This is a genomic window from Pseudogulbenkiania sp. MAI-1 (assembly GCF_000527175.1).
Taxonomy (GTDB): Bacteria; Pseudomonadota; Gammaproteobacteria; order Burkholderiales; family Chromobacteriaceae; genus Pseudogulbenkiania.
The window spans coordinates 3787999-3807717 of sequence record NZ_AZUR01000001.1 but is presented as its reverse complement, the minus strand read 5'-3'; the positions used below and the strand labels follow the sequence as shown (position 1 = coordinate 3807717).

16 protein-coding genes are annotated in these 19719 nt (G+C 67.6%); 3 read left to right on the top strand and 13 right to left on the bottom strand.

Annotation, left to right across the window (positions count from 1 at the left end; all coding sequences use genetic code 11):
* Window positions 1-32: 32 nt before the first annotated feature.
* Both alkB and ada read right to left on the bottom strand, forming a co-directional pair.
* Window positions 33-680 (bottom strand): DNA oxidative demethylase AlkB, encoded by a 648-nt coding sequence (gene alkB / locus PSEMAI1_RS0117825; protein ID WP_024304173.1) that lies wholly within the window; start codon window positions 678-680, stop codon window positions 33-35.
* Window positions 677-1786 (bottom strand): bifunctional DNA-binding transcriptional regulator/O6-methylguanine-DNA methyltransferase Ada, encoded by a 1110-nt coding sequence (ada, locus tag PSEMAI1_RS0117820; protein WP_024304172.1) that lies wholly within the window; start codon window positions 1784-1786, stop codon window positions 677-679. The genes alkB and ada overlap by 4 nt, the downstream gene beginning before the upstream one ends.
* 195 nt (window positions 1787-1981) lie before the next feature.
* Here ada and PSEMAI1_RS0117815 point away from each other — a divergent pair, with 195 nt between their 5' ends.
* Window positions 1982-2527 (top strand): phosphoribosyltransferase family protein, encoded by a 546-nt coding sequence (locus PSEMAI1_RS0117815; protein ID WP_024304171.1) that lies wholly within the window; start codon window positions 1982-1984, stop codon window positions 2525-2527.
* Between the two features lie 58 nt (window positions 2528-2585).
* On the opposite strand, the gene PSEMAI1_RS0117810 is transcribed toward PSEMAI1_RS0117815, so the two are convergent.
* The 9 genes from PSEMAI1_RS0117810 to PSEMAI1_RS21905 form a co-directional block, all read right to left on the bottom strand.
* Window positions 2586-3968, bottom strand: a complete 1383-nt coding sequence (locus tag PSEMAI1_RS0117810) for an FAD-binding oxidoreductase (protein ID WP_024304170.1) — start codon at window positions 3966-3968, stop codon at window positions 2586-2588.
* A gap of 8 nt (window positions 3969-3976) precedes the next feature.
* On the bottom strand, window positions 3977-4600 hold the full coding sequence (locus PSEMAI1_RS0117805) for a glutathione S-transferase family protein (protein ID WP_024304169.1): 624 nt from the start codon (window positions 4598-4600) through the stop codon (window positions 3977-3979).
* Window positions 4601-4667: 67 nt separating this feature from the next.
* Complete coding sequence (locus PSEMAI1_RS0117800) at window positions 4668-6023, bottom strand: aldehyde dehydrogenase family protein (protein ID WP_024304168.1); 1356 nt, start codon at window positions 6021-6023, stop codon at window positions 4668-4670.
* Window positions 6024-6263: 240 nt separating this feature from the next.
* Complete coding sequence (locus PSEMAI1_RS0117795; protein ID WP_024304167.1) at window positions 6264-7433, bottom strand: nitronate monooxygenase family protein; 1170 nt, start codon at window positions 7431-7433, stop codon at window positions 6264-6266.
* 107 nt (window positions 7434-7540) lie between these two features.
* A complete protein-coding gene (locus PSEMAI1_RS0117790; RefSeq protein WP_024304166.1) occupies window positions 7541-8233 on the bottom strand; it encodes an anaerobic ribonucleoside-triphosphate reductase activating protein in 693 nt (230 codons plus the stop codon).
* Window positions 8214-8390 (bottom strand): anaerobic ribonucleoside-triphosphate reductase, encoded by a 177-nt coding sequence (gene nrdD, locus PSEMAI1_RS21910; RefSeq protein WP_024304165.1) that lies wholly within the window; start codon window positions 8388-8390, stop codon window positions 8214-8216. Before nrdD ends, PSEMAI1_RS0117790 begins: the two co-directional genes overlap by 20 nt.
* A gap of 106 nt (window positions 8391-8496) precedes the next feature.
* Complete coding sequence (locus PSEMAI1_RS0117780; RefSeq protein ID WP_024304164.1) at window positions 8497-10230, bottom strand: ribonucleoside triphosphate reductase; 1734 nt, start codon at window positions 10228-10230, stop codon at window positions 8497-8499.
* 275 nt (window positions 10231-10505) lie between these two features.
* The gene (locus tag PSEMAI1_RS0117775; protein ID WP_024304163.1) at window positions 10506-10937 is read right to left on the bottom strand and encodes a DUF411 domain-containing protein; all 432 of its coding nucleotides are present in this window, start codon (window positions 10935-10937) and stop codon (window positions 10506-10508) included.
* 71 nt (window positions 10938-11008) lie between these two features.
* Window positions 11009-11329, bottom strand: a complete 321-nt coding sequence (locus tag PSEMAI1_RS21905; protein WP_156943167.1) for a hypothetical protein — start codon at window positions 11327-11329, stop codon at window positions 11009-11011.
* Window positions 11330-11521: 192 nt separating this feature from the next.
* On the opposite strand from PSEMAI1_RS21905, the gene PSEMAI1_RS0117770 reads away from it, so the two are divergent.
* Both PSEMAI1_RS0117770 and PSEMAI1_RS0117765 read left to right on the top strand, forming a co-directional pair.
* Complete coding sequence (locus PSEMAI1_RS0117770; protein ID WP_024304162.1) at window positions 11522-12478, top strand: LysR family transcriptional regulator; 957 nt, start codon at window positions 11522-11524, stop codon at window positions 12476-12478.
* A 162-nt stretch (window positions 12479-12640) separates the two neighbouring features.
* Window positions 12641-13927 (top strand): FAD-binding oxidoreductase, encoded by a 1287-nt coding sequence (locus PSEMAI1_RS0117765; RefSeq protein WP_024304161.1) that lies wholly within the window; start codon window positions 12641-12643, stop codon window positions 13925-13927.
* Window positions 13928-13934: 7 nt separating this feature from the next.
* On the opposite strand, the gene PSEMAI1_RS0117760 is transcribed toward PSEMAI1_RS0117765, so the two are convergent.
* Together PSEMAI1_RS0117760 and PSEMAI1_RS0117755 are read right to left on the bottom strand one after the other, a co-directional pair.
* On the bottom strand, window positions 13935-16091 hold the full coding sequence (locus PSEMAI1_RS0117760) for an EAL domain-containing protein (protein ID WP_024304160.1): 2157 nt from the start codon (window positions 16089-16091) through the stop codon (window positions 13935-13937).
* A complete protein-coding gene (locus PSEMAI1_RS0117755; protein WP_024304159.1) occupies window positions 16073-19498 on the bottom strand; it encodes a CHASE domain-containing protein in 3426 nt (1141 codons plus the stop codon). The genes PSEMAI1_RS0117760 and PSEMAI1_RS0117755 overlap by 19 nt, the downstream gene beginning before the upstream one ends.
* Window positions 19499-19719: the final 221 nt, after the last annotated feature.

Genomic DNA, 19719 nt, shown 5'->3' with positions numbered 1-19719 from the left:
ATATTGCACGATCGCGACTGCTTCTCAAAAAATCATCTCACCTTCCGAAACGTCAGATTGATCCGCTCCGCGCCCAACAGCGGGTGGCTGCCTTCCTTCAGCGGCAGCACGCCGTGGTAGCGCATCCGCGCCGGGCCGCCCCATACCACCACGTCACCGTGCGCGAGCGGCACGCGTACCGTGGGGTCGTTGCGGTGCAGACCGCCGAACAGGAACAGCGCCGGTAGGCCGAGCGAGACCGAGACGATGGGAGCGACCTGGTCGCGCTCGTCTTTATCCTGGTGCAAAGACAGGCGCGCGCCGGGGACGTAGCGGTTGATCAGACAGGCATCCGGTTCGTAGCCGGGGAAGCCGGCCTCGGCGGCGGCATCGCGGGCGAGCTGGCGGAAGCTGTCCGGCATGGCCGGCCAGGGCTGGCCGCTGGTGGGGTCGAGCGGGTCGTAGCGGTAGCCGCTGTGGTCGCTGACCCAGCCGTAGCGTCCGCAGCCGCTCATCGTCACCGACATGCGATAGCCGCCCGGCGTGATCATCTGGCGGAACGGTGCGACGGCGGTGACGTCTTTGAGCGCGGCGAGCAGATCGTCGACGCGGGGCAGGGCGAAGCCGCGCAGCACCACCGCGCCCGGCGCCAGTTCCTCGCGCCAGGTGCGGGGTTCGTCGTCGAACAGGTCGAAGGTCATGGCTCGGTGCTGTCCTGGTTGCCGGCCCGCTGCTGCGCTTCCCGCTCCAGCAGCGCGCGCTTGCGCTCCACGCCCCAGCGGTAGCCGGACAGGCTGCCGTCGGTGCGTACCACGCGGTGGCAGGGGATGGCGACGGCCAGTGCGTTGGCGGCGCAGGCCCCGGCCACGGCGCGCACCGCCTTGGGGGCGCCGATACGGCGGGCGATCTCGGTGTAGCTCGCGGTGCTGCCGGCCGGAATCTCGCGTAGCGCCTGCCAGACGCGGCGCTGGAAGGCGGTGCCGCGCACGTCGAGCGGCAGGTCGAGGCCGAGCCCTGGCGCTTCGACGAAACCTACCACCTTGGCCACCAGCTGGTCGAAGCCGGCGTCGCCGCTGATCAGTTCGGCGCGCGGGAAGCGGTCCTGCAGGTCGCGCGCCAGGGCGTCGGGATCGTCGCCGATCAGGATGGCGCACACGCCGCGCTCGCTCTGGGCGACCAGGATGGCGCCGAGCGAGCATTGGGCGATGGCGAAGTGGATCCGGGCGTTGGCGCCGCCGGCGCGGTAGTCGCGCGGGGTCATGCCGAGCACCGCGTTGGCGGTTTCGTAGAAGCGGCTGTTGGCGTGGTAGCCGGCGTCGTAGATGGCGTCGGTCACGGTGCCGCTGCCGGCCAGTTGCTCGCGCACCCGTTGTTCGCGCCGCGCCGCCGCGTACTGGCGCGGGGTCAGCCCGGTGATCTGCTTGAACACGCGGTGGAAGTGATAGGCGCTGAGGCCGACGCGCTGCGCGAGTTGTTCCAGGTTCGGCGTGTCTTCCTCGGTTTCGAGGATGCGGCAGGCTTCGGTGACCTTGGCCGCGTGCTGTTCGGCCTGCGACGGCTGGTCGGGCTTGCAGCGCTGGCAGGGGCGGAAGCCGGCCTGTTCGGCGTCTTCGCGGCTGGCGTGGAAGCGCACGTTCTCCGGCCGCGCCCGCCGCGACGCGCACGACGGGCGGCAGTACACGCCGGTGGTCCGGACCGAATAGTAGAAGGTGCCGTCGGCCTGCGGATCGCGCGCGACCACGGCGGCCCAGCGCGGGTCGTTTTCGGTGGCGGCGGCGAGTTCGGCGTATTTCGCTGAGGCGTTCATGATGCGGTCCTTTCAACGACTCACAGTATGACCGTGAATCTAGCGCCCGGCACAGGGGGACGCACTCCGGACCTTGCTGTCGAATTCGACCGGCGCCGCGCGGCATTGGTTGCCGCAGCGCCGGGCTTGCTATACCGGTAACAACAGGGCGGCTCGCCTCGGGACGCTCGGGCAACGATAGCAAGAAAGGCCCGTATGGAACCTTCTCCCTGTCTCTACGACACCATGCAGCTGGACGCGGTGATCGCCGACATGGCGCGGCGGGTGGCGCCGCTGCTGGCCGTGCACGAGCGGACGGCAGTGATCGGGATTCTGCGTCGCGGCGCGCCGCTGGCCGAGCGCCTGACTGCCGCGCTGCTTGCACATCACGCACTGCCGCCGCCGTTGCGGCTCGATCTGTCGATCAAGCGCTACGCCGACGACCTGACCCTGCTGCACCCGGAAACCCGGCTCACCGAAAATGCCGCGCACGCCAGCATGGACTTGGCCGGCTACGCGCTGCTGGTGGTGGACGACGTGCTCTACACCGGCCATTCGCTGCTGCGCGCGGTGGAGTACCTGGCGCGCAAGCAGCCGGCGGCAATCTATGCCGCCATGCTGGCCGACCGCCACGTGACGTGTCTGCCGCTGCACGCCGACGTGGTGGGGGTACACCTGCAGCTGGCCCCGTCCGACATCGTCGAATGCCACGTGCCGCCGTACGAGCCCGAGTTCAAGATCGTGCTGAGGCGAGGCGCGTAGGGGCCGCGAGCCGTTCGATCCTGAACGGTAGCCCCCGGCTGGCGCCGGGGTGTCTGCCCTACAGCCAGCGCCCGGGGTTCATCAGGCCGTCGGGGTCGAGCGCCTGCTTGATGGTCTTCATCAGCTGCAGCGCCACCGGGTCCTTGTAGCGCGCGAGCCAGTGCGGCTTGAGCTGGCCGATGCCGTGTTCGGCGGCCAGGGTGCCGGCGTGGCGGTAGACCAAGTCGTAGACGATCTCGTTGACGCGCGGCTCGTCGTCGAACAGCTCGGCGTTGCCGGGGCGAGTGTAGCTGACGTTGTAGTGCAGGTTGCCGTCGCCGGCGTGACCGAAGGCGACCACTCGCACACCGGGGAAGGCCGCTTCGAGCGCCGCTCCGGCTTCGTCGAGGAAGGCCGGGATGGCCGAACTCGGCACGCCGATATCGTGCTTGATGCTGGGGCCGTCGCGTTTCTGCGTCTCCGACATCGCCTCGCGCAGTTGCCACAGTTTCTGCCGCTCGGCCTCGCTCTGCGCTACCACCCCGTCCACCATGTCCTGCTCGGCGAGCCAGGCCACCAGTCGCTCGCTCAGCTCGGCCGAGTCGCCGCTGTCGGACAATTCGATCAGCAGGGCCCACGGCGCCGTGAACGGCAACTGGCCGGGGTGGTACTTGGCGAGCAGCCGCTGGCACACCTCGGACATGATCTCGAAGGTGGTGAGGCGGTCGCCGAAGGCGTCCTTCAGCGCGTTGAGCCAGGCGATCGCCGTGGCGGCGTCCCGGACGCCGACCAAGGCGGTGGTGTGCGCCGTGGGGCGCGCGAACAGCTTGAGCGTGGCGGCGGTGATTAGGCCGAGCTGGCCTTCGGCGCCGATGAACAGCTGCTTGACGTCCAGCCCGCTGGTGTCCTTCCTGAGCCCCGACAGGGCGTTGAGGATCTGCCCGTCCGGCAGCACCACTTCCAGCCCCAGCGTCAGCTCGCGCATGGTGCCGTAGCGCAGCACCGCGAGCCCGCCGGCGTTGGTGGAAATATTGCCGCCGATCTGGCAGCTACCCTCCGAGGCCAGCGACAGCGGGAACAGCCGGTCGGCGTCGGCCGCCGCCTGCTGCACCGCCGCCAGCGTCATGCCGGCTTCGACGGTGAGGCTGTGGTTGGCGGCGTCGATGGCGCGCACGCGGTTGAGGCGCTCCAGCGCCACCAGCAACTGGTGGCCGGAGGTGTCGGGCGTGGCGCCGCCGCAGGTGGAGGTGTTGCCGCCCTGCGGCACGATGGCGACCTGGTGCTCCCGCGCGAGGCGCACCAGGGCGGCCACCTCGGCGGTGGAGCCAGGGCGCGCCACCGCCAGCGGCCGGCCGTGATAGCGGCCGCGCTGGTCGGTGGTGTAGCGCGCGGTGTCGGCCTCGGCGGTGAGCAGGTTGGCGGCACCGATCGTCTTGGCCAGACGGGCGAGGAAGTCGTTCATGGGGTGGCTCAGTCGGGGATGTCCGGCGCCATCAGTTCGTCCGGGTGCCGCCAGCCGGGCAGGGCGGCGAGGCGTTCGAGCCAGGCGGCGACATGCGGCCAATCCTTGATGCGGAGCCCGGCCTCGTCCAGCCACCACAGGTAGGCGCTGGCGCTGAGGTCGGCGATGGTGGCGCCGCTCTCCAGCAGGAAGGGCTGGCGGGCGAGGTGGGCGTCCAGCACCGCGAGGTCGTCGCAGGCGCGCAGTTCCAGCCAGGCCAGCACCTCGGCCGGAACGCTGGCGAAGCGGTGGTAGAAGCGCAGGTTGGGCACCGACAGGCCGATGCGGTTGGCCTCCCAGCCCAGCCATTCGCGGATGCCCTGGCGCTCGCCGGGACGGCCGGCCAGTACGCCTTCGCTTTCCGCCAGCCATTGCAGGATGGCGTTGGACTGCACCATGGCCACGCCGTCCACCACCAGCGCCGGCACTTCGTCCCAGCGGCTGGCGGCGCGGAAGTCGTCCGGCCGCTCGGCGCGCGGCGCGGCGAGGTCGACGTGGCGGTACTCGTGCGAGATGTCGCCCAGCATCAGTGCCAGGCGGACCTTGTAGCTGTGGCCGGAAAAGCGGTTGCCGTAAAGGGTGAGGGTGCTCATCGTGGTCCGTTCGAAAGGGCGGCGGGGTGGCCCGCCGCGCCGTGGGTGGATGACGTGCCCGCCGGCGTCACTTCTGCCAGTAGGTCTTGACGTTGACGAATTCGTAGAGCCCGAACTCCGACAGCTCGCGGCCGTAGCCGGAGGCCTTGACGCCGCCGAACGGCAGCCGGAGGTCGGAGCTGGTGTGGCGGTTGAGGTAGACGCTGCCGGCCTCGATGTCGCGCGCCAGCGCCCAGCCGCGCTCGGTGTCGGCGGTGTAGATCGAGGCGCCGAGGCCGAACGGGGTGTCGTTGGCGAGGCGGATGGCGTCGGTCTCGTCGTGTGCGCGCAGGATGCTGGCCACCGGGCCGAACACTTCCTCGTGGTAGACGCGGCAGGCCGGGTTGACGTGGTCGAGCACGGTGGCCGGGTAGTAGAAGCCGGCGCCGTGCGGCATCTGGCCGCCGCTGAGCAGGGTGGCGCCGTTGGCGCTGGCGTCCAGCACCTGGGCGTGCAGCGCCTCGCGCAGGTCGGCGCGCGTCAGCGGCGCCAGCGTGGTGGCCGGGTGGCGCGGGTCGCCAGGGATGAGGCGGGCGGCTTCGGCGAGGAAGGCCTCGACGAAGGCTTCGGCGATCTCGGGCACCACGATCATGCGCTTGGCGGCGTTGCAGCTCTGGCCGGCGTCGCGGAAGCGCGAGTGACAGGCTTCGCGCGCGGCGGTCTCGATGTCGGCGTCGGCCAGCACGATGAAGGGGTTGCTGCCGCCCAGCTCCAGCACGGTCTTCTTCAGGTGGCGCCCGGCCAGGCTGGCGATGACGCGGCCGGTGGTGGTGGAGCCGGTGAAAGCCACCGCGTCGGCGGCCTTGATCGCCTCCTCGACCTGGTCATGCTCGATCCAGGCCACGTCCAGCACCGCCAGATTGGCGGCGGCGACGATGTCGAGCAGCTTCTGCGTGCTCTGCGGCACCGACGGCGCGGGCTTCACCAGACAGGCGTTGCCGGCCATCAGCGCCGGCACGGCGAAGCGCAGCACCTGCCAGATCGGGTAGTTCCACGGCATCACCGCCAGCACCAGGCCCAAGGGCTCGAACGCCACGCCGCTGTGGCTGGCCTGGGTGGGGATGGTCTTGGCGGCCAGCAGCCCCGGCGCCAGCTCGGCGTAGTAGCGGATCAGCTGGGCCGACTTGTCGATCTCGGCCAGGCACTCGGCGGTGAGCTTGCCGACTTCCAGCGTCACCAGGTCGGCCAGCGCCACGCGCTCGGCGGTGAGGGCGTCGGCCAGTTTCAGCAGCCGCTCGGCGCGCTGGGCGACGGTCAGCCGCGCCCAGGGGTGTTGCGCGGCCTTGAGCCGGGCGACGGCGTCGGCGAGTTTGTCTTCGGGCCAGGCGGGACGGGTGAACACCACCTCGCCGTTGGCGGGGTTGCAACTGGTAAAGGCTGTCATGGCAGGGTAGGGAACACGGTATTGAACGTCACTGTAACAAAAAGCCCCGGCTTGGGGCAGCCGGGGCTATGAGCGTAGGCGACGCGGACGTTCAGACCAGCGTCAGAGCCTGTGAAAGAAATCGTCGCGAGCGGCCCTCAGCGGGGTGAAGAGCAGCGCAGGAACCAGAATGTACACAAAGTACATGAGGATTCTGAGCAGCGCATGAGCCCCGATCAGGGACGCGCAGCCGATTTATTCTCAGGCTCTCAGCCCGGCCGGCTTCTCGCCGTGCAGAAAGTACTGGATGGTCTCCTGCACGCTCTTGATGGCGTCGCCGAACGGCAGCGGCTCGGCACCGCGGAAGAACAGCCCCTTGCTCACCTCGCCGCGGAAGGCGGCGGCGAGCTTGAGGTCGATGCAGAACTGGCCGACCTTGGCGAGCCCGTCGCGCAGGCCGCATACCGACAGGCAGTTGAGCGCCTGGGTGCAGCGGCGCGGGTCGGCCTTGGCGTTGGCCTGCAGCTTGTCGAGCCGCTTGAGGTAGCTCTTGAGCCACGGCGTCAGCACGCCGCGCGCCGGCAGTCCGGCCACGCTGACGAACTCGACGATGTCCTCGGCGCGCGCACCGGCCAGGGTCTGCTTGAAGTGGGGGTGGGCATCGCCTTCCTCGGTCACGGCGAAGGCGGTGCCGATCTGCACCGCCGCGGCGCCGTAGTCGTTGAGGTAGGTCTGCACCTTCTCGTGGCTGTTGACACCGCCGGCGACGATCAGCGGAATCTTTTCGCGCTCCAGCCCCAGTGTCTTGAACAACTCGAAGGTCTCGTCCAGCACGCGCTTGAAGTCGAACTTGGCGTCCCCGATGTCGTCGAGACGTGCCGCGCCGAGGTGGCCGCCGGCGTGCTTGGGGTGTTCGATGACGATGGCGTCGGGCAGGCGGTTTTTCTTCATCCAGCGCTTGAGCACGATACCGATGCCGCGCGCCTCGGACAGGATCGGGATCAGTGCGACGTCCGGGTGCTCGGCGGTCATCTCCGGCAGGTCGAGCGGCAGGCCGGCGCCCATCACCACCGCGTGCGCGCCCGATTCGCAGGCCTGGCGTACGTAGTCGGCGTGGGCGTCGACCGCCTTCATCACGTTGACGGCGACGAGGCCCTGGCCCTCGGCGTTGGCCAGCGCGCCCTTCACCTCGCGGTCGAGCGCGATCAGGTTGAGACGGTTGAGTTCGTCGGCGCCGGCGGCGTGCTCGCTCTGTTCCATCAGGTCGGCATGCAGGTGGCGCAGGTCGACGCTGGCGATGGTGCCGACGCCGCCGGCACGGGCCACGGCACCGGCCAGGCGCTTGGCGGAGACGCCGACACCCATGCCGCCCTGAACGATGGGCAGGAGGGTGCGGCCGCGGATCACGAGGGGAGAAAACGGGTGCGTCATGGTGGGGGATTCTGGCTGCGGGGAAAGGCTTCCATTGTAGGGAGGCGGCGCGCTGGAGCTTTGACCGCAGTCAAGGAAGGGCCGGCGCTGCCGTGTTCTCCCCGTTTTCAATGCTGGCGGAAGGTGAAATCCGCAAACCTCAACGCTACGTCATGCTGGTTACCCGGCCAGCCGGGTGGCGACGGCGTCGGTAGGGGCGCGGGCGGACGGATCGCCTGCCAGCGGTAGTGGCGCACGCCGCATGCCGCCAAGTCGTCAGCCAGCCGCGCCAGCTCGGCCTCGTCGTGCCAGTGCGGGTGGATCGAGGTGCGGCACTCGTAGGCCACGCCGCTGGTAAGCAAGAGGTCAAGGCTGCGCCGCGCGGCGTGGCCGCTGCCGGGCACGCCGGTGAGCGCGTCGTAACGGTCCCATGCCGTCTTGACGTCGAAGCCCACCCAGTCGAGCAAGGGCAGGGCGGCGGCGAGCCGGGCGGGATACGCCCCGCCGCTGTGCAGACCGGTGGCGAAACCGAGCTCGCGCACCTCGGCCAGCAGCGCCGGCAGCGCGGTCTCGGTCAGCGGTTCGCCGCCGGAGAACACCACGCCGTCGAGCAGGCCGCGACGGCTCTCCAGCCAGTCGCGCAGCGCCGGCCAGTCGGCCTGGCCGTCACTGCGCCGCCACAGCTGCGGGTTGTGGCAGTAGCCGCAGCGCCACGGGCAGCCGGCGAGAAACACTACGGCGACCAGCTTGCCCGGCCAGTCACAGGCCGAGAACGGCTCCAGCCCGCCGATGCGCGCCGCCTCAACCGGCTTGGCGCTCATCGAAGTGCAGGCGCTCGTTGAACTCGCCCTGCTTGCCGATGTTGAACGCGGCCACCGGACGGTGGTAGCCCATCACGCGGGTCCACACCTCGCAGCGGGTGCGCTCGCTGTCGTCCAGTACGATGTCGAGGTGGCGTTGTTCGGACAGATTGCTCATGGTGTTGCCTTTCTTCTGGGTGAAAAGATCGGGGGCGAGAACCCCCGGAGCCTGAGTCGGTAGATAAGTAGGATGGCTGGAGCGAAGCGCAACCCATCGCCCAGTCTTAGCCCTGCCTGCGCCGTTTCTCGGCCAACAATTCCGCGTCGCAGCGCGGGCAGAACTCGTGGTGGCCGGACAGGTAGCCGTGCGTCGGGCAGATCGAGAAGGTCGGCGTGATGGTGATGTAGGGCAGGCGGAACCCCGCCAGCGCGCGCTTCACCAACTGGCGGCAGGCCTCCGGGCTCGACACCGCCTCGGTCATGTAGAGGTGCAGCACGGTGCCGCCGGTGTACTTGCGCTGCAACGCCTCCTGCCGCGTCAGCGCCTCGAACGGGTCGTCGGTGAAGCCCACCGGCAGCTGGCTCGAATTGGTGTAGTAGGGCTGCTCGGCCGTGCCGGCCTGCAGGATGTCGGCAAAGCGCTTCCTGTCCTCCTTGGCGAAGCGGTAGGTGGTGCCCTCGGCCGGCGTCGCCTCCAGGTTGTAGAGGTGGCCGGTCTGCTCCTGGAAGGCCAGCATCTGCTCGCGGATGTGATCGAGGTAGCGGCTGGCGAAGTCGTGCCCCCAGACGCTGGTGATGTCCTCGCGGTCGGCGGTGAAGTTGCGGATCATCTCGTTGATGCCGTTCACACCGATGGTGCTGAAGTGGTTGCGCAGCGAGCCCAGGAAGCGCTTGGTGTAGGGATAGAGCCCGGCGTCGATCAGTTCCTGCACCACGCGGCGCTTCGCCTCCAGGGTGTCGCGTGCCAGTTCCATCAGGCGGTCGGTTTCTGCCAACAGGCCGGGCAGGTCATTCTTGAAGCGGTAGCCCAGGCGAGCGCAGTTGAGCGTCACCACGCCCACCGAGCCGGTCTGCTCGGCGCTGCCGAACAGGCCGTTGCCGCGTTTCAGCAGCTCACGCAGGTCGAGCTGTAGGCGGCAGCACATGCTGCGCACCATGTGCGGCTCGAGGTCAGAGTTCACGAAGTTCTGGAAGTAGGGCAGGCCGTACTTGGCGGTCATCGCGAACAGCAGATCGGTGTTCTCGCCGTACCAGTCGAAATCCTTGGTGATGTTGTAGGTCGGGATCGGGAAGGTGAACACCCGGCCCTTGGCGTCGCCCTCCAGCATCACCTCGATGTAGGCGCGGTTGATCAGCGCCATCTCGCGTGCGCAGTCTCCGTAAGTGAACGGCATTTCCTCGCCGCCGATCACCGGGATCTGCGCGGCCAGGTCCTCCGGGCATACCCAGTCGAAGGTTAGGTTGGTGAACGGTGTCTGCGTGCCCCAGCGGCTCGGCACGTTGAGGTTGTAGATCAGCTCCTGGATGCACTGCTTGACCTGCTCGTAGGAGAGATCGTCTTTTTTCACGAACGGAGCGAGGTAGGTGTCGAAGGAGCTGAACGCCTGCGCCCCGGCCCACTCGTTCTGCAAGGTGCCCAGAAAGTTGACGATCTGGCCGCAGGCCGACGACAGGTGGCGCGGTGGCTGCGATTCCACCTTGCCCGGCACGCCGTTGAAGCCGGTCTGCAGCAAGGTGCGCAGCGACCAGCCGGCGCAGTAGCCGGACAGCATGTCCAGATCGTGGATGTGGAAATCCCCCTCGCGGTGCGCCGTGGCGGCCTCGGCGCTGAATACCTTGGCGAGCCAGTAGTTGGCGGTCACCTTGCCGGCCACGTTCAGGATCAGCCCGCCCAGCGAATAGCCCTGGTTGGCGTTGGCTTGCACGCGCCAGTCGGCGCGGCTCAGGTATTCGTCGATGGCGGCGACGGCGTCGACCGGGGCGAGGGGATGGGCGGACAGGCGGGTTGCTTCAGTCATGGCTCAACATATGGTGTTTGTTATGTTGAGATGCACTATAACTGGTGGGATGACGCTCGGGTGGACGAAGCTCCGAACCCTTGACCTGGATCAAGCGTCAAAACGCAGCATGTTGTGTTTTGAATGTGAAAAAGCACAGCATGCTGTGCCTTTTTGAGGTGGAGCCTGCGTCGTAGGATGGGTGGAGCGAAGCGCAACCCATCACCGCCTAGGCAAATCGATGGGTTCCGGCATTGAGTGCCTTCACCCATCCTACAGCCGGGCGCGAACGGGCCTCAGCGCTCGGCGTAGACGAAGCGCTTCCCCGCCTTGTCGAAGGCGTACACCTTGTAGGCCACCTTGCCCATGCCTTCCATGCCCGGGCTGCCCGGCGGCATGCCCGGTACGGCGAGGCCGGCGAGGTTCTTCGGCTTGTCGCGCAGCACCTTCTGCACCAGGTCGGCCGGCACGTGGCCCTCGAAGGTGTAGCCGTCGATGCGGGCGGTATGGCAGGCGCCCAGGTCGGACGGCACGCCCAGGCGCGAACGCACGCTGGCGAGTTCGCGGCTCGGCTCTGTCTGCAGCGTGATGCCCTTGGCTTTGAGGTGGTCGGCCCAGGCGGTGCAGCAGCCGCAGTTGGGGTCCTTGTACAGCGTGCCCTGGGCAGCCAGGGCGTGGCCGGAGAGAAGCAGGGCGCCGATCGTGGCGAGTCGTTTCAGGTTTTTCATGGTCGATCCTGGCAAATGACAGTTAAGAGGGCTGGCCGGTTGTCGGCCTTGGCATGTTCAAGAAACCAGGTTCAGGCGGGAGGAGGGCGGGTCGCCACCGGCGGGATGTACTGTGGCTGTCCGTCCGGCTCATGCCCCACTTGTACCGCCGCCAGCGGTGCCAGCGGCGGGTCTCCGACATTGGCATGAGAAGTTGTTGCATAAAAATGACAGCAAGCTGCCATGCCGGCCGGCATCGCCCGGGGCGCACAGCCGGCGTCATCGGCCGACAGATAGCGCGGCGCGTTGGGGCCGTGGCAGCTCGGCGGCGTGGCGCTTTGCGCTGGTGCAACCAGCGGCAGCGCCAGCCAGACGGTCAGCAGCACCAGCAGGAAGGGGCGGAAGAATCTCATGGCGAAAGCTTAGCGCAGCCGCGGCCTTCGGGTCTTGAGTTGGCACAATTCATTTCAATCTTCATTGTTTTCAAAGAATGGTGTAACCTTTTTAAAGACAACTAATATTAATTTTGTCAGCCCCTGACACCCATGCCGGACGATCCCGCTCGGGGCTAGCGGGGGCCGGCGACACCATGGAATCCGCAGCGCATGGATACCTTGAAGGCACTGATGGTCTTTATGACCACCGCCGAAAACGGCAGTTTTTCCGACGCCGCGCGCAAGCTTGGCGTTTCTCCCGCCGCCATCAGCCAGAGCATCGCCCGGCTGGAACAGGAGCTGGAAGTCCGCCTGTTCAACCGCACCACGCGCCAGCTGACGCTGACCGAGGACGGCCGGCGCTTCTACGCGCAATGCCGCGGGCCGGTCAACAACCTGGATGCGGCGATCAACCAGCTCAAGGCGAGCCGCGACGAGCCGGCGGGGCACCTGCGCATCAGCCTGCCCAACTCCTTCGGCCGGCACTTCATCCTGCCGCTGATGGGCGAGTTCTGCCAGCGCCATCCCAAGATCCGGGTGTTCTTCGGCCTCGACGACCACTTCAGCGACCTGATCGAGGACGGTTACGACGTCGGCGTGCGCGTCGGCATGATGCCCGATTCGCGGCTGTCGGCGCGCCACCTGGCGCAGCTGCCCTTGTATACGGTGGCGACCCCCGACTACTGGGCCAAGCACGGCCGTCCGCAAAAGCCGGACGACCTGGCCGGCCACAACTGCATCAACTACCAGTTCCCGACCTCGGGCCGGCTGTGCAAGTGGGAGTTCGAGCGCGAGGGCGAACGCATCCCGCTGGAAGTCAACGGCATCTACACGCTGAACGACATCGAGGCGGTGTGCGAAATGGCGCGCCTGGGTTTCGGCGTGGCGCAGGTGCCTGGGCACGAGGCGATGCCGTATCTGCGCAGCGGCGAGCTGGAGGCGGTGCTGACCGACTTCATCTCGCTGGAGCGCTCGATCTACATCTGTTTCCCGCACCGCGAGCACATCGCGCCGCGTACCCGGGTGTTCGTCGACTACGTCGCCGAGAAGCTGGCCAGCCACCCGGACATCGTCGCCGATTTGCCGGGTTTGGACCTGACCGCAAAGCGCGAGGCCGCGCAGCGCTAAGACCTTGCCTGCACCCGATCAGAAGCCCGGCACGCACCGGGCTTTTTCGTACCTGTGTTGCCTGGCTTGCCACGATTGTCGAGTATTTTGGACGTGTGTATCGTGCAGCCAAGCAGGCTTCCCTTATCCGTCTGCCGGCAAACCGACCGTCACAGGTGAACCATGGACCGCCCTCTCGAACATACCCAGTCCTACTACGCCGCCTCGCGCAATCCGACGCCGGACCGTCCCGCATTGCAAGAGGCGCTCCACTGCGACGTGTGCGTGATCGGGGCGGGCTATACCGGGCTGTCGTCGGCGCTGCATCTGGCCGAGCACGGCTACCGCGTCATCGTGCTGGAAGCGGCGCGGGTCGGCTGGGGGGCTTCCGGCCGCAACGGCGGGCAGATCGTCAACAGCTACAGCCGCGACATGGACGTGATCGAACGGCGCCACGGCCGGGAGGCCGCCGCCGCGCTGGGGAGCATGGCGTTCGAGGGCGGCCGGATCATCCGCGAGCGGGTGGCCAAGTACGGCATCCAGTGCGACCTGAAGGACGGCAACGTGTTCGCCGCGCTGACCGGCAAGCAGCTCGCCGAGCTGGAGGCCAAGAAGGCCTTGTGGGAGCGCTTCGGCCACACCGGACTTCAGCTCATCGACCAGGCCGGCATGAAGGACATTGTGGGTTCCGACCGCTACGTCGGCGCCCTGCTCGACAGCTGGGGCGGCCATCTCCACCCGCTCAACCTGGCGCTGGGCGAGGCGGCGGCGCTGGAGTCGCTGGGAGGGCAGATCTTCGAGCAGTCGCCGGTGCTGAGCGTCGAGCGGAGCGAACCGGCGGTGGTGCGCACCGCCCAGGGGCGGGTGACGGCCCGTTTCGTGATCGTGGCCGGCAACGCCTACCTCGGCAACCTGCTGCCGGAGCTGGCCGAGAAAACGCTGCCGTGCGGCACCCAGGTGATCACCACCGAGCGGCTGCCGACCGAGCTGGCGCGCTCGCTGCTGCCGGGGGATCACTGCGTGGAGGACTGCAACTTCCTGCTCGACTACTACCGGCTGACCGCCGACAAGCGCCTGTTGTATGGCGGCGGCACGGTGTACGGTGCGCGCGATCCGGGCGAGATCGTGCGGCTGATCCGCCCCAAGATGCTCAAGACCTTCCCGCAGCTGGAAGACGTCAAGATCGAGTTCGGCTGGACCGGCAATTTTTCGCTGACGCTGTCGCGCCTGCCACAGGCCGGCCGTCTCGGCAGCAACATCTACTATTCGCAAGGCTGCAGCGGCCACGGCGTGACCTACACCCACCTCGCCGGCCGCCTGCTGTCGGAGGCGATCCGCGGCCAGAGCGAGCGCTTCGACGCCTTCGCCGAGCTGCCGCACTACCCGTTCCCCGGCGGACGGCTGTTCCGCGTGCCGATGCTGACGATGGGGGCGTGGTATTACGGGATGCGCGACCGTCTGGGCGTCTGAGCGGCCCTCAGCGCAGGTCGAACCGCGCGGCCAACTCGCCCGGCGTCAGCGGCCTGGAGATGGCGTGGCCCTGCGCCGCATGGATGCCGAGCGCCTGGAGCAGGTCGCGCTGGGCCAGCGTCTCGACCCCGGCGGCCAGCAGCCGGATGCCCAGCGCATGGGCGAGCTGCGCCGTGGCGGAGATGATGGCCTGGTCGCGGGGGGAATCGACCAGCGTCTTGACGAGTGCCTGGCCGATCTTCAGCGTGCTGATCGGCAAGCGGCGCAGGATGGCCAGCTCGCCCAGCTCGCTGCCGAAGTCGTCCAGGGCCAGCCGCAGCCCCAGCGCGCCCAGGCGGTGCAGGTTGTCGATGACCTTGGGGTTGTTCTGGTCCAGCGCCGCCTCGTGGAACTCCAGCTCGATCAGCGACGGTGCCACGCCATGGTGCTCCAGCAGGTGTTCCAGCTTGTCGGGCAGCTTGTCGTCGGCCAGCTGACGCGCCGACAGGTTGATCGACAGCGGGCAGGCGTCGTCGAGCCAGCCCTCGGTCTGCCAGGCCGCGCGCTGGCGGCAGGCCAGCTCGAAGCTGTGCTCGCCGAACGGCACGATCAGGCCGCTTTCCTCCAGCAACGGCAGGAAGGTGCCCGCCGTCTGCACCGGCTGGCCCGGCGGCTGCCAGCGCAGCAGCGCCTCGATGCCGACCAGCCGGCCGTTGTGCAGGTCCAGCTGCGGCTGGTAGAGCAAGAACAGCTGGTGTTCGGAGAGCGCCTGGCGCAGTTGCTGTTCCCGGCGCAGCCGCTCCTGGACGCGCTGGTTCATTTCCGTGGTGAAGAAATGGTAGCGGTGCTGCCCTTCTTCCTTGGCGCGGTACATCGCCACATCGGCGGCCTCGACCAGGCTGGTGAAGGTGCGGCCGCAATCCGGATAGGTGGCGATGCCGATGCTGGCGCGCACCTGGATGTCGAGGCCGTCGATCACGAGCGGCGGTTCCAGCGCCGTGACGATGCGCTGGGCGCTGTAGGCGGCGCGGTCGGGGTTGTCGAGCTGTTCCAGGATGATGGTGAATTCGTCTCCGCCCAGCCGGGCGATATGGTCCTCCCGCCGCAGATTGTTGCGTAGCCGCTCCGCCACCTGCTGCAGCACGAGGTCGCCGACCTTGTGGCCGAGGCTGTCGTTGATCTCCTTGAAGCGGTCGAGATCGATGAACAGCAGCGCCAGGCCTTGATGGCTGCGCTTGGCGTGGCTGAGCGCCTTTTCCAGCGCGTTGGCGAAGCCGTTGCGGTTGAGCAGGCCGGTCAGGTAGTCGGTCAGGGCCTGCTGGCGCAGTCGGGTCTCCGTTTCCAGCTGTTGGCGGATGTCGCGGAAGATGACCACCACCCCCTGCTGCTGCCCGCCCATCGGCGAGCAGCGCAGCGAGACCGGCAGCGGGGGGCGGTCGGGCGGGTAGAGCAGAATTTCCTCCCGCAGCACCTCGATGTTGTTGCGGCTGGCGGCGGCAAACGGGCTGCTGTTCCAGTCCGCCTCTTCTTCGCCATGGCGAAACAGCTTCTGCACCGGGTAGCCGACCAGTTGCTGGGCCGACATGCCGAGCAGGCTCTGGGTGGCGGGGTTGGCGAAGCGGACGATGCCATCGGGGTCGATGCCGATGACGCCCTCGCCGGCCGAGCTCAAGAGCGACTGATAGTAGTCGCGCTGTTCGTCAAGCCGCTGGTAGGCGCTCAACAGCTGCCGTTTCTGCTGGTCGTACTCCAGCAGCAGGCGCACCTTGCTGCGCAGCGTCAGCGGATCGAAGGGCTTGACCATGTAGTCGATGGCGCCGCAGCTATAGCCGCGCTGGATATCCTGCTCTTCGCACATCGCCGCGGTGATGAACAGGATGGGGGTGCTGCGGGTCTGGCGCCGGCCGCGGATCAGCATGGCCACTTCGTAGCCGTCCATGCCGGGCATGGAGACGTCGAGCAGGATGACCGACACCGGCTGGGTGAGCAGGTACTTGAGCGCCTCCTCGCCCGAGGCGAGCGAGACCACCTGGCAGGGGAGGGGCTCCAGCACCACCTCGATGACGCGCAGATTGACCGGCTTGTCGTCGATCGACAACACCACCGGCAGCCGTTCGGACTTGGCCTGGAACGTGGGCGGGCCGCCGGAGTCGGAGGGGGTGACGGTCAATTCTGCGTGAGCCATTGGTCGATCATCCTCAGCAGCTCCTTGCTGTCCACCGGTTTGGGCAGGTAGTCGTTGGTGCCGGCCTGCAGGCATTTGGCCTTGTCGTCTTTCATCGCGTAGGCGGTCACCGCGATGATCGGCCGCTCGAAGTGCAGCTCATTGCGCAGGCGGCGGGTCGTTTCATAGCCGTCCAGCACCGGCATCGCCATGTCCATCAGCACCAGCCGGATATCGGGGTTCTGCCCGATCAGGGTGAGCGCCTCTTCGCCGTTGATCGCCGTCAGCACGTCGTAGTGGCGTTCTTCCAGCACGCTGCTCATGGCGTAGATGTTGCGGATGTCGTCGTCGACCAGTAGTAGCGTGGCGTGCTCGTTCAGCGGCGGTTTGGGGGCGGCGGGCATGTCCTCCGGGTCGGGCACCTGGTCGAGGAAGGTGCGGATGGCGTGCGACAGCTGCTGTTCGTTGGCCGCGCCCTTGCTGAGCACCACGGCGCTGTATTCGCGCATCGCCTGCAGCGTGTCGCGATCGAGATCCATGCCGGTATTGACGATGATGCGCAGCGGTCGCAGCCCCGGTTGTTCGGCGATCCATTGCAGCAGTTCGAAGCCGCTGCCGTCGGTCAGGTTGAGGTCGATGACAGCGCAGGCGAAGGTTTGCTGCAGCAGCAGGTTCTTGGCTTCGATCACATTGCCGCAGCAGTGCGGCGTGCCGCCCAGCTGCTCAATCAGCGTTTGGTAATGCTCGCGTTCCACGAGGTTGTCCTCGACCAGCAGCACCTGTCCAGGTCGATGGCCCAGTTCGGCGTGCAGTTCACGGAATACCCGCGCCAGCGTGCTCTGGTCGACCGGCTTGACCAGGTAGTCCTGGATGTCGAGCTGTTCGTACAGCTCGCTGCGGTCGAGACAGGAAATGATGTGGACCGGGGCGCTGCGCGTGGTGGCGTTGCCCCGGATCTGGCGCAGCAGCTCCCAGCCGTTCATGTCCGGCAGCAGGATGTCCAGGATGAAGGCGGCGGGCGGGCGCTGGCGCATTTCCTGCAAGGCCTCGAGGCCGGTGCCGGCGATCCGCGTCTTGAAGCCCGACTCCATCGCCTTGTTCATGATGATGCGCGAGAACTGCGGGTCGTCCTCGACGATCAGCACGTCGTTGCGGGTGCCGGGTTTGGCCGGGGGAACGGCGACGTGCGGTTCGGAGGGCGGGGGAACTTCCTTCACGCCGCCGCCGGCCGGATGCACCGGCAGGTACAGCACGAAGGTGCTGCCCACCCCGAGTTCGCTGCGCACCTCGATCGTGCCGCCCAGCAGGTGGGCCAGCTGGCGCGAGATGCTGAGCCCCAGGCCGCTGCCGCCGAACTGCCGTTTGCTGCCCTGTTCGAGCTGCTCGAAGGCCTCGAAGATGCTGTCCAGCTTGTCGGCGGGCATGCCGCAGCCGGTATCGGTCACGGCGATGGCCAGGGTGTGTTGCGGCAGGCTGTCCATCCCGTCGGGCACCCGCTGCGGCTGGTAGAAGCGCAGGTGCACCGAGCCGTGGTCGGTGAACTTGAAGGCGTTGGACAGCAGGTTCTTGAGGATCTGGAACAGCCGGGTGGAGTCGGTGACCACCACGTCGCTGGCGCTCTCTTCCTTGGTGGTCTGGAACGCGAGCTGACGGTTTTCCGCCACCGGCAGGAAGTTCTGGCGCAGGGTCGTGATCAGCTCGCTGACCTGCACTTTCTCGCGGTTGAGCGTCATGCGCCCGGCCTCGATCTTGGACAGGTCGAGGATGTCGTTGATCAGTGCCAGCAGGTCCTTGCCGGAGCGGTTGATGATGTTGGCGTGTTCCACCTGCTTGGCGGTGAGGTTGCCCTGGCGGTTTTCCGCCAGCTGGTCGGCCAGGATCAGGATGCTGTTGAGCGGGGTGCGCAGTTCGTGCGACATCGTCGCCAGGAATTCGGTCTTGTAGCGGTTGGCGCGGGAGATCTGCTCGGCCTGTTCGCGCAGGCGCTGCTCGGCCAGCTTGCGCTCGGAAATGTCGATGATGGAGCAGACGGTCTGCACTCCCGCCTCGGTCAGCATGGTGCTGAGCCCGATCTCGACCGGAATCTCGCGCCCGTCCTTGCACAAGGCGAACAGCTCGCGCCCCTCGCCCATCTGGCGTGGCTTGGAATCGGCCTTGAAGGCCTGGCGCAGCATCGGGTGATGGGCTCGGAAGCGCTGCGGCAGCAGCATCTCGATGGTCTGGCCCTGCAATTCGGCCGGCTGGTAGCCGAAATAGCGCACCGCGGCCGGATTGCTCATGGTGATGATGCCTTGCTGGTCGACCGCCAGCATGGCGTTGGGCGCCGACTGGATCACGGCGCGGAAGTGCTCCTCGCGTTTCCTGGCGGCCAGCGCGCTGGCGGCGCTGAGGGCGGCTTCGCGGCGGCGGGCGAGCAGGATGCTGCCGATGAACACGCTCAGCAGCAGGCTGGCCAGCACCCCCAGTCCCATCACCCAGAGAGAGCGGGTGCTGGCCACGCTGCGGTCCAGCTCGGGGTTGCTGGAAATGTCCAGCAGCCACTGACGGCCATCCAGGCGATAGCGGCGTTGCACATGATACAGGCCTACGCTCTGCCGGCTGGTACTGAACATCAGGCTGGCGGGGGTGGGGCGGCTGCCGTCATAGATGCGCAGGTCGAGCTGCGGCGCCGCATCGCCGAAAATCCCCCGCATCAGGTCATCGATGCGGAAGGCCGCAAACACCCAGCCGACCAGCGCGGCGCGGCGTTCGCCGACGGTATCGGCCGGGTGGTCCTTGCGGTACAGCGGCCAGTACATCAGGAAGGAGTTCTCGTCCTTGGGCTCGCTCTTCAGCATCAGTGCGACCTTGCCCGTCATCGCCGGCTCGCCGCTGTCGCGTGCCCGGTTCATGGCGGTGCGCCGGGCCGTTTCCGTGGACATGTCCAGGCCCAGCACCGGCACGCTGCGCTTGGACGGGGGATAGAGGTAGCGGATCGCGGTGTAGTCGGCGCGTGGCGTGTCCGGGTGCAGCTGGAACCCCGGTTGTTCCCGTTGCATGCGGTTCTGGTAGGACGGCAGATCCGCCGCGGAGAGCTTGTCGACGTAGCCGACGGACAGAATGCCGGGATAGTGCTGCTCCAGCCTGAGGTTGCCGAGATAGTCGTCGAATGTTTGCCGGCTCACCTCGTCCGACGCCTGGAACAGGCCGACCACGCCGTTGAGCACCAGCTGGTAGGACTGCATGCGTTCGCTGATGGCGGCTTCCATCTGGTTGGCCTGGTGATCGAAGCGCTGCCGGGCGAGGTCTTGGTCCTGGCGGGCGATCAGCTCGGCGACCAGCAGCGAGCCGCCGGCCGTCAGGAAGAACAGCAGGCCGATGGGGAGCAGGATGCCGCGCAACATCCCCGGGTCGGGCAGCAGGCCGGTCAGTCGCTTCGGGAAACGCATGGAGCACCTCCTGTCCGGGCCGCGCAGTGTGCCCTGCGTTGGTGGCCATGTTCAGATCCGGGAAGAGAGGGCGCGCCCACGGTGGCGGCTCCCCTCACGAACCGGGGAATGCTTTGAGCATAGCAAGGCGATGCGTTTTAACCAGTGATAGTTTTTGTCCGGCCGGCGAGCGGGCCGGTTCAGGAGGGGATGCACCCGGGAAGACGCCGCCGCAGGACGGT

What these genes read in the sequence shown, in the direction of transcription:
- PSEMAI1_RS21905 (WP_156943167.1), bottom strand. Translation starts at nt 11,329, where the DNA reads ATGAGATTCTTCCGCCCCTTCCTGCTGGTGCTGCTGACCGTCTGGCTG.
- nrdD (WP_024304165.1), bottom strand. Translation starts at nt 8,390, where the DNA reads ATGAGCAATCTGTCCGAACAACGCCACCTCGACATCGTACTGGACGAC.
- alkB (WP_024304173.1), bottom strand. Translation starts at nt 680, where the DNA reads ATGACCTTCGACCTGTTCGACGACGAACCCCGCACCTGGCGCGAGGAA.
- PSEMAI1_RS0117770 (WP_024304162.1), top strand. Translation starts at nt 11,522, where the DNA reads ATGGATACCTTGAAGGCACTGATGGTCTTTATGACCACCGCCGAAAAC.
- ada (WP_024304172.1), bottom strand. Translation starts at nt 1,786, where the DNA reads ATGAACGCCTCAGCGAAATACGCCGAACTCGCCGCCGCCACCGAAAAC.
- PSEMAI1_RS0117775 (WP_024304163.1), bottom strand. Translation starts at nt 10,937, where the DNA reads ATGAAAAACCTGAAACGACTCGCCACGATCGGCGCCCTGCTTCTCTCC.
- PSEMAI1_RS0117790 (WP_024304166.1), bottom strand. Translation starts at nt 8,233, where the DNA reads ATGAGCGCCAAGCCGGTTGAGGCGGCGCGCATCGGCGGGCTGGAGCCG.
- PSEMAI1_RS0117780 (WP_024304164.1), bottom strand. Translation starts at nt 10,230, where the DNA reads ATGACTGAAGCAACCCGCCTGTCCGCCCATCCCCTCGCCCCGGTCGAC.
- PSEMAI1_RS0117805 (WP_024304169.1), bottom strand. Translation starts at nt 4,600, where the DNA reads ATGAGCACCCTCACCCTTTACGGCAACCGCTTTTCCGGCCACAGCTAC.
- PSEMAI1_RS0117800 (WP_024304168.1), bottom strand. Translation starts at nt 6,023, where the DNA reads ATGACAGCCTTTACCAGTTGCAACCCCGCCAACGGCGAGGTGGTGTTC.
- PSEMAI1_RS0117815 (WP_024304171.1), top strand. Translation starts at nt 1,982, where the DNA reads ATGGAACCTTCTCCCTGTCTCTACGACACCATGCAGCTGGACGCGGTG.
- PSEMAI1_RS0117760 (WP_024304160.1), bottom strand. Translation starts at nt 16,091, where the DNA reads ATGGCTCACGCAGAATTGACCGTCACCCCCTCCGACTCCGGCGGCCCG.
- PSEMAI1_RS0117795 (WP_024304167.1), bottom strand. Translation starts at nt 7,433, where the DNA reads ATGACGCACCCGTTTTCTCCCCTCGTGATCCGCGGCCGCACCCTCCTG.
- PSEMAI1_RS0117765 (WP_024304161.1), top strand. Translation starts at nt 12,641, where the DNA reads ATGGACCGCCCTCTCGAACATACCCAGTCCTACTACGCCGCCTCGCGC.
- PSEMAI1_RS0117755 (WP_024304159.1), bottom strand. Translation starts at nt 19,498, where the DNA reads ATGCGTTTCCCGAAGCGACTGACCGGCCTGCTGCCCGACCCGGGGATG.
- PSEMAI1_RS0117810 (WP_024304170.1), bottom strand. Translation starts at nt 3,968, where the DNA reads ATGAACGACTTCCTCGCCCGTCTGGCCAAGACGATCGGTGCCGCCAAC.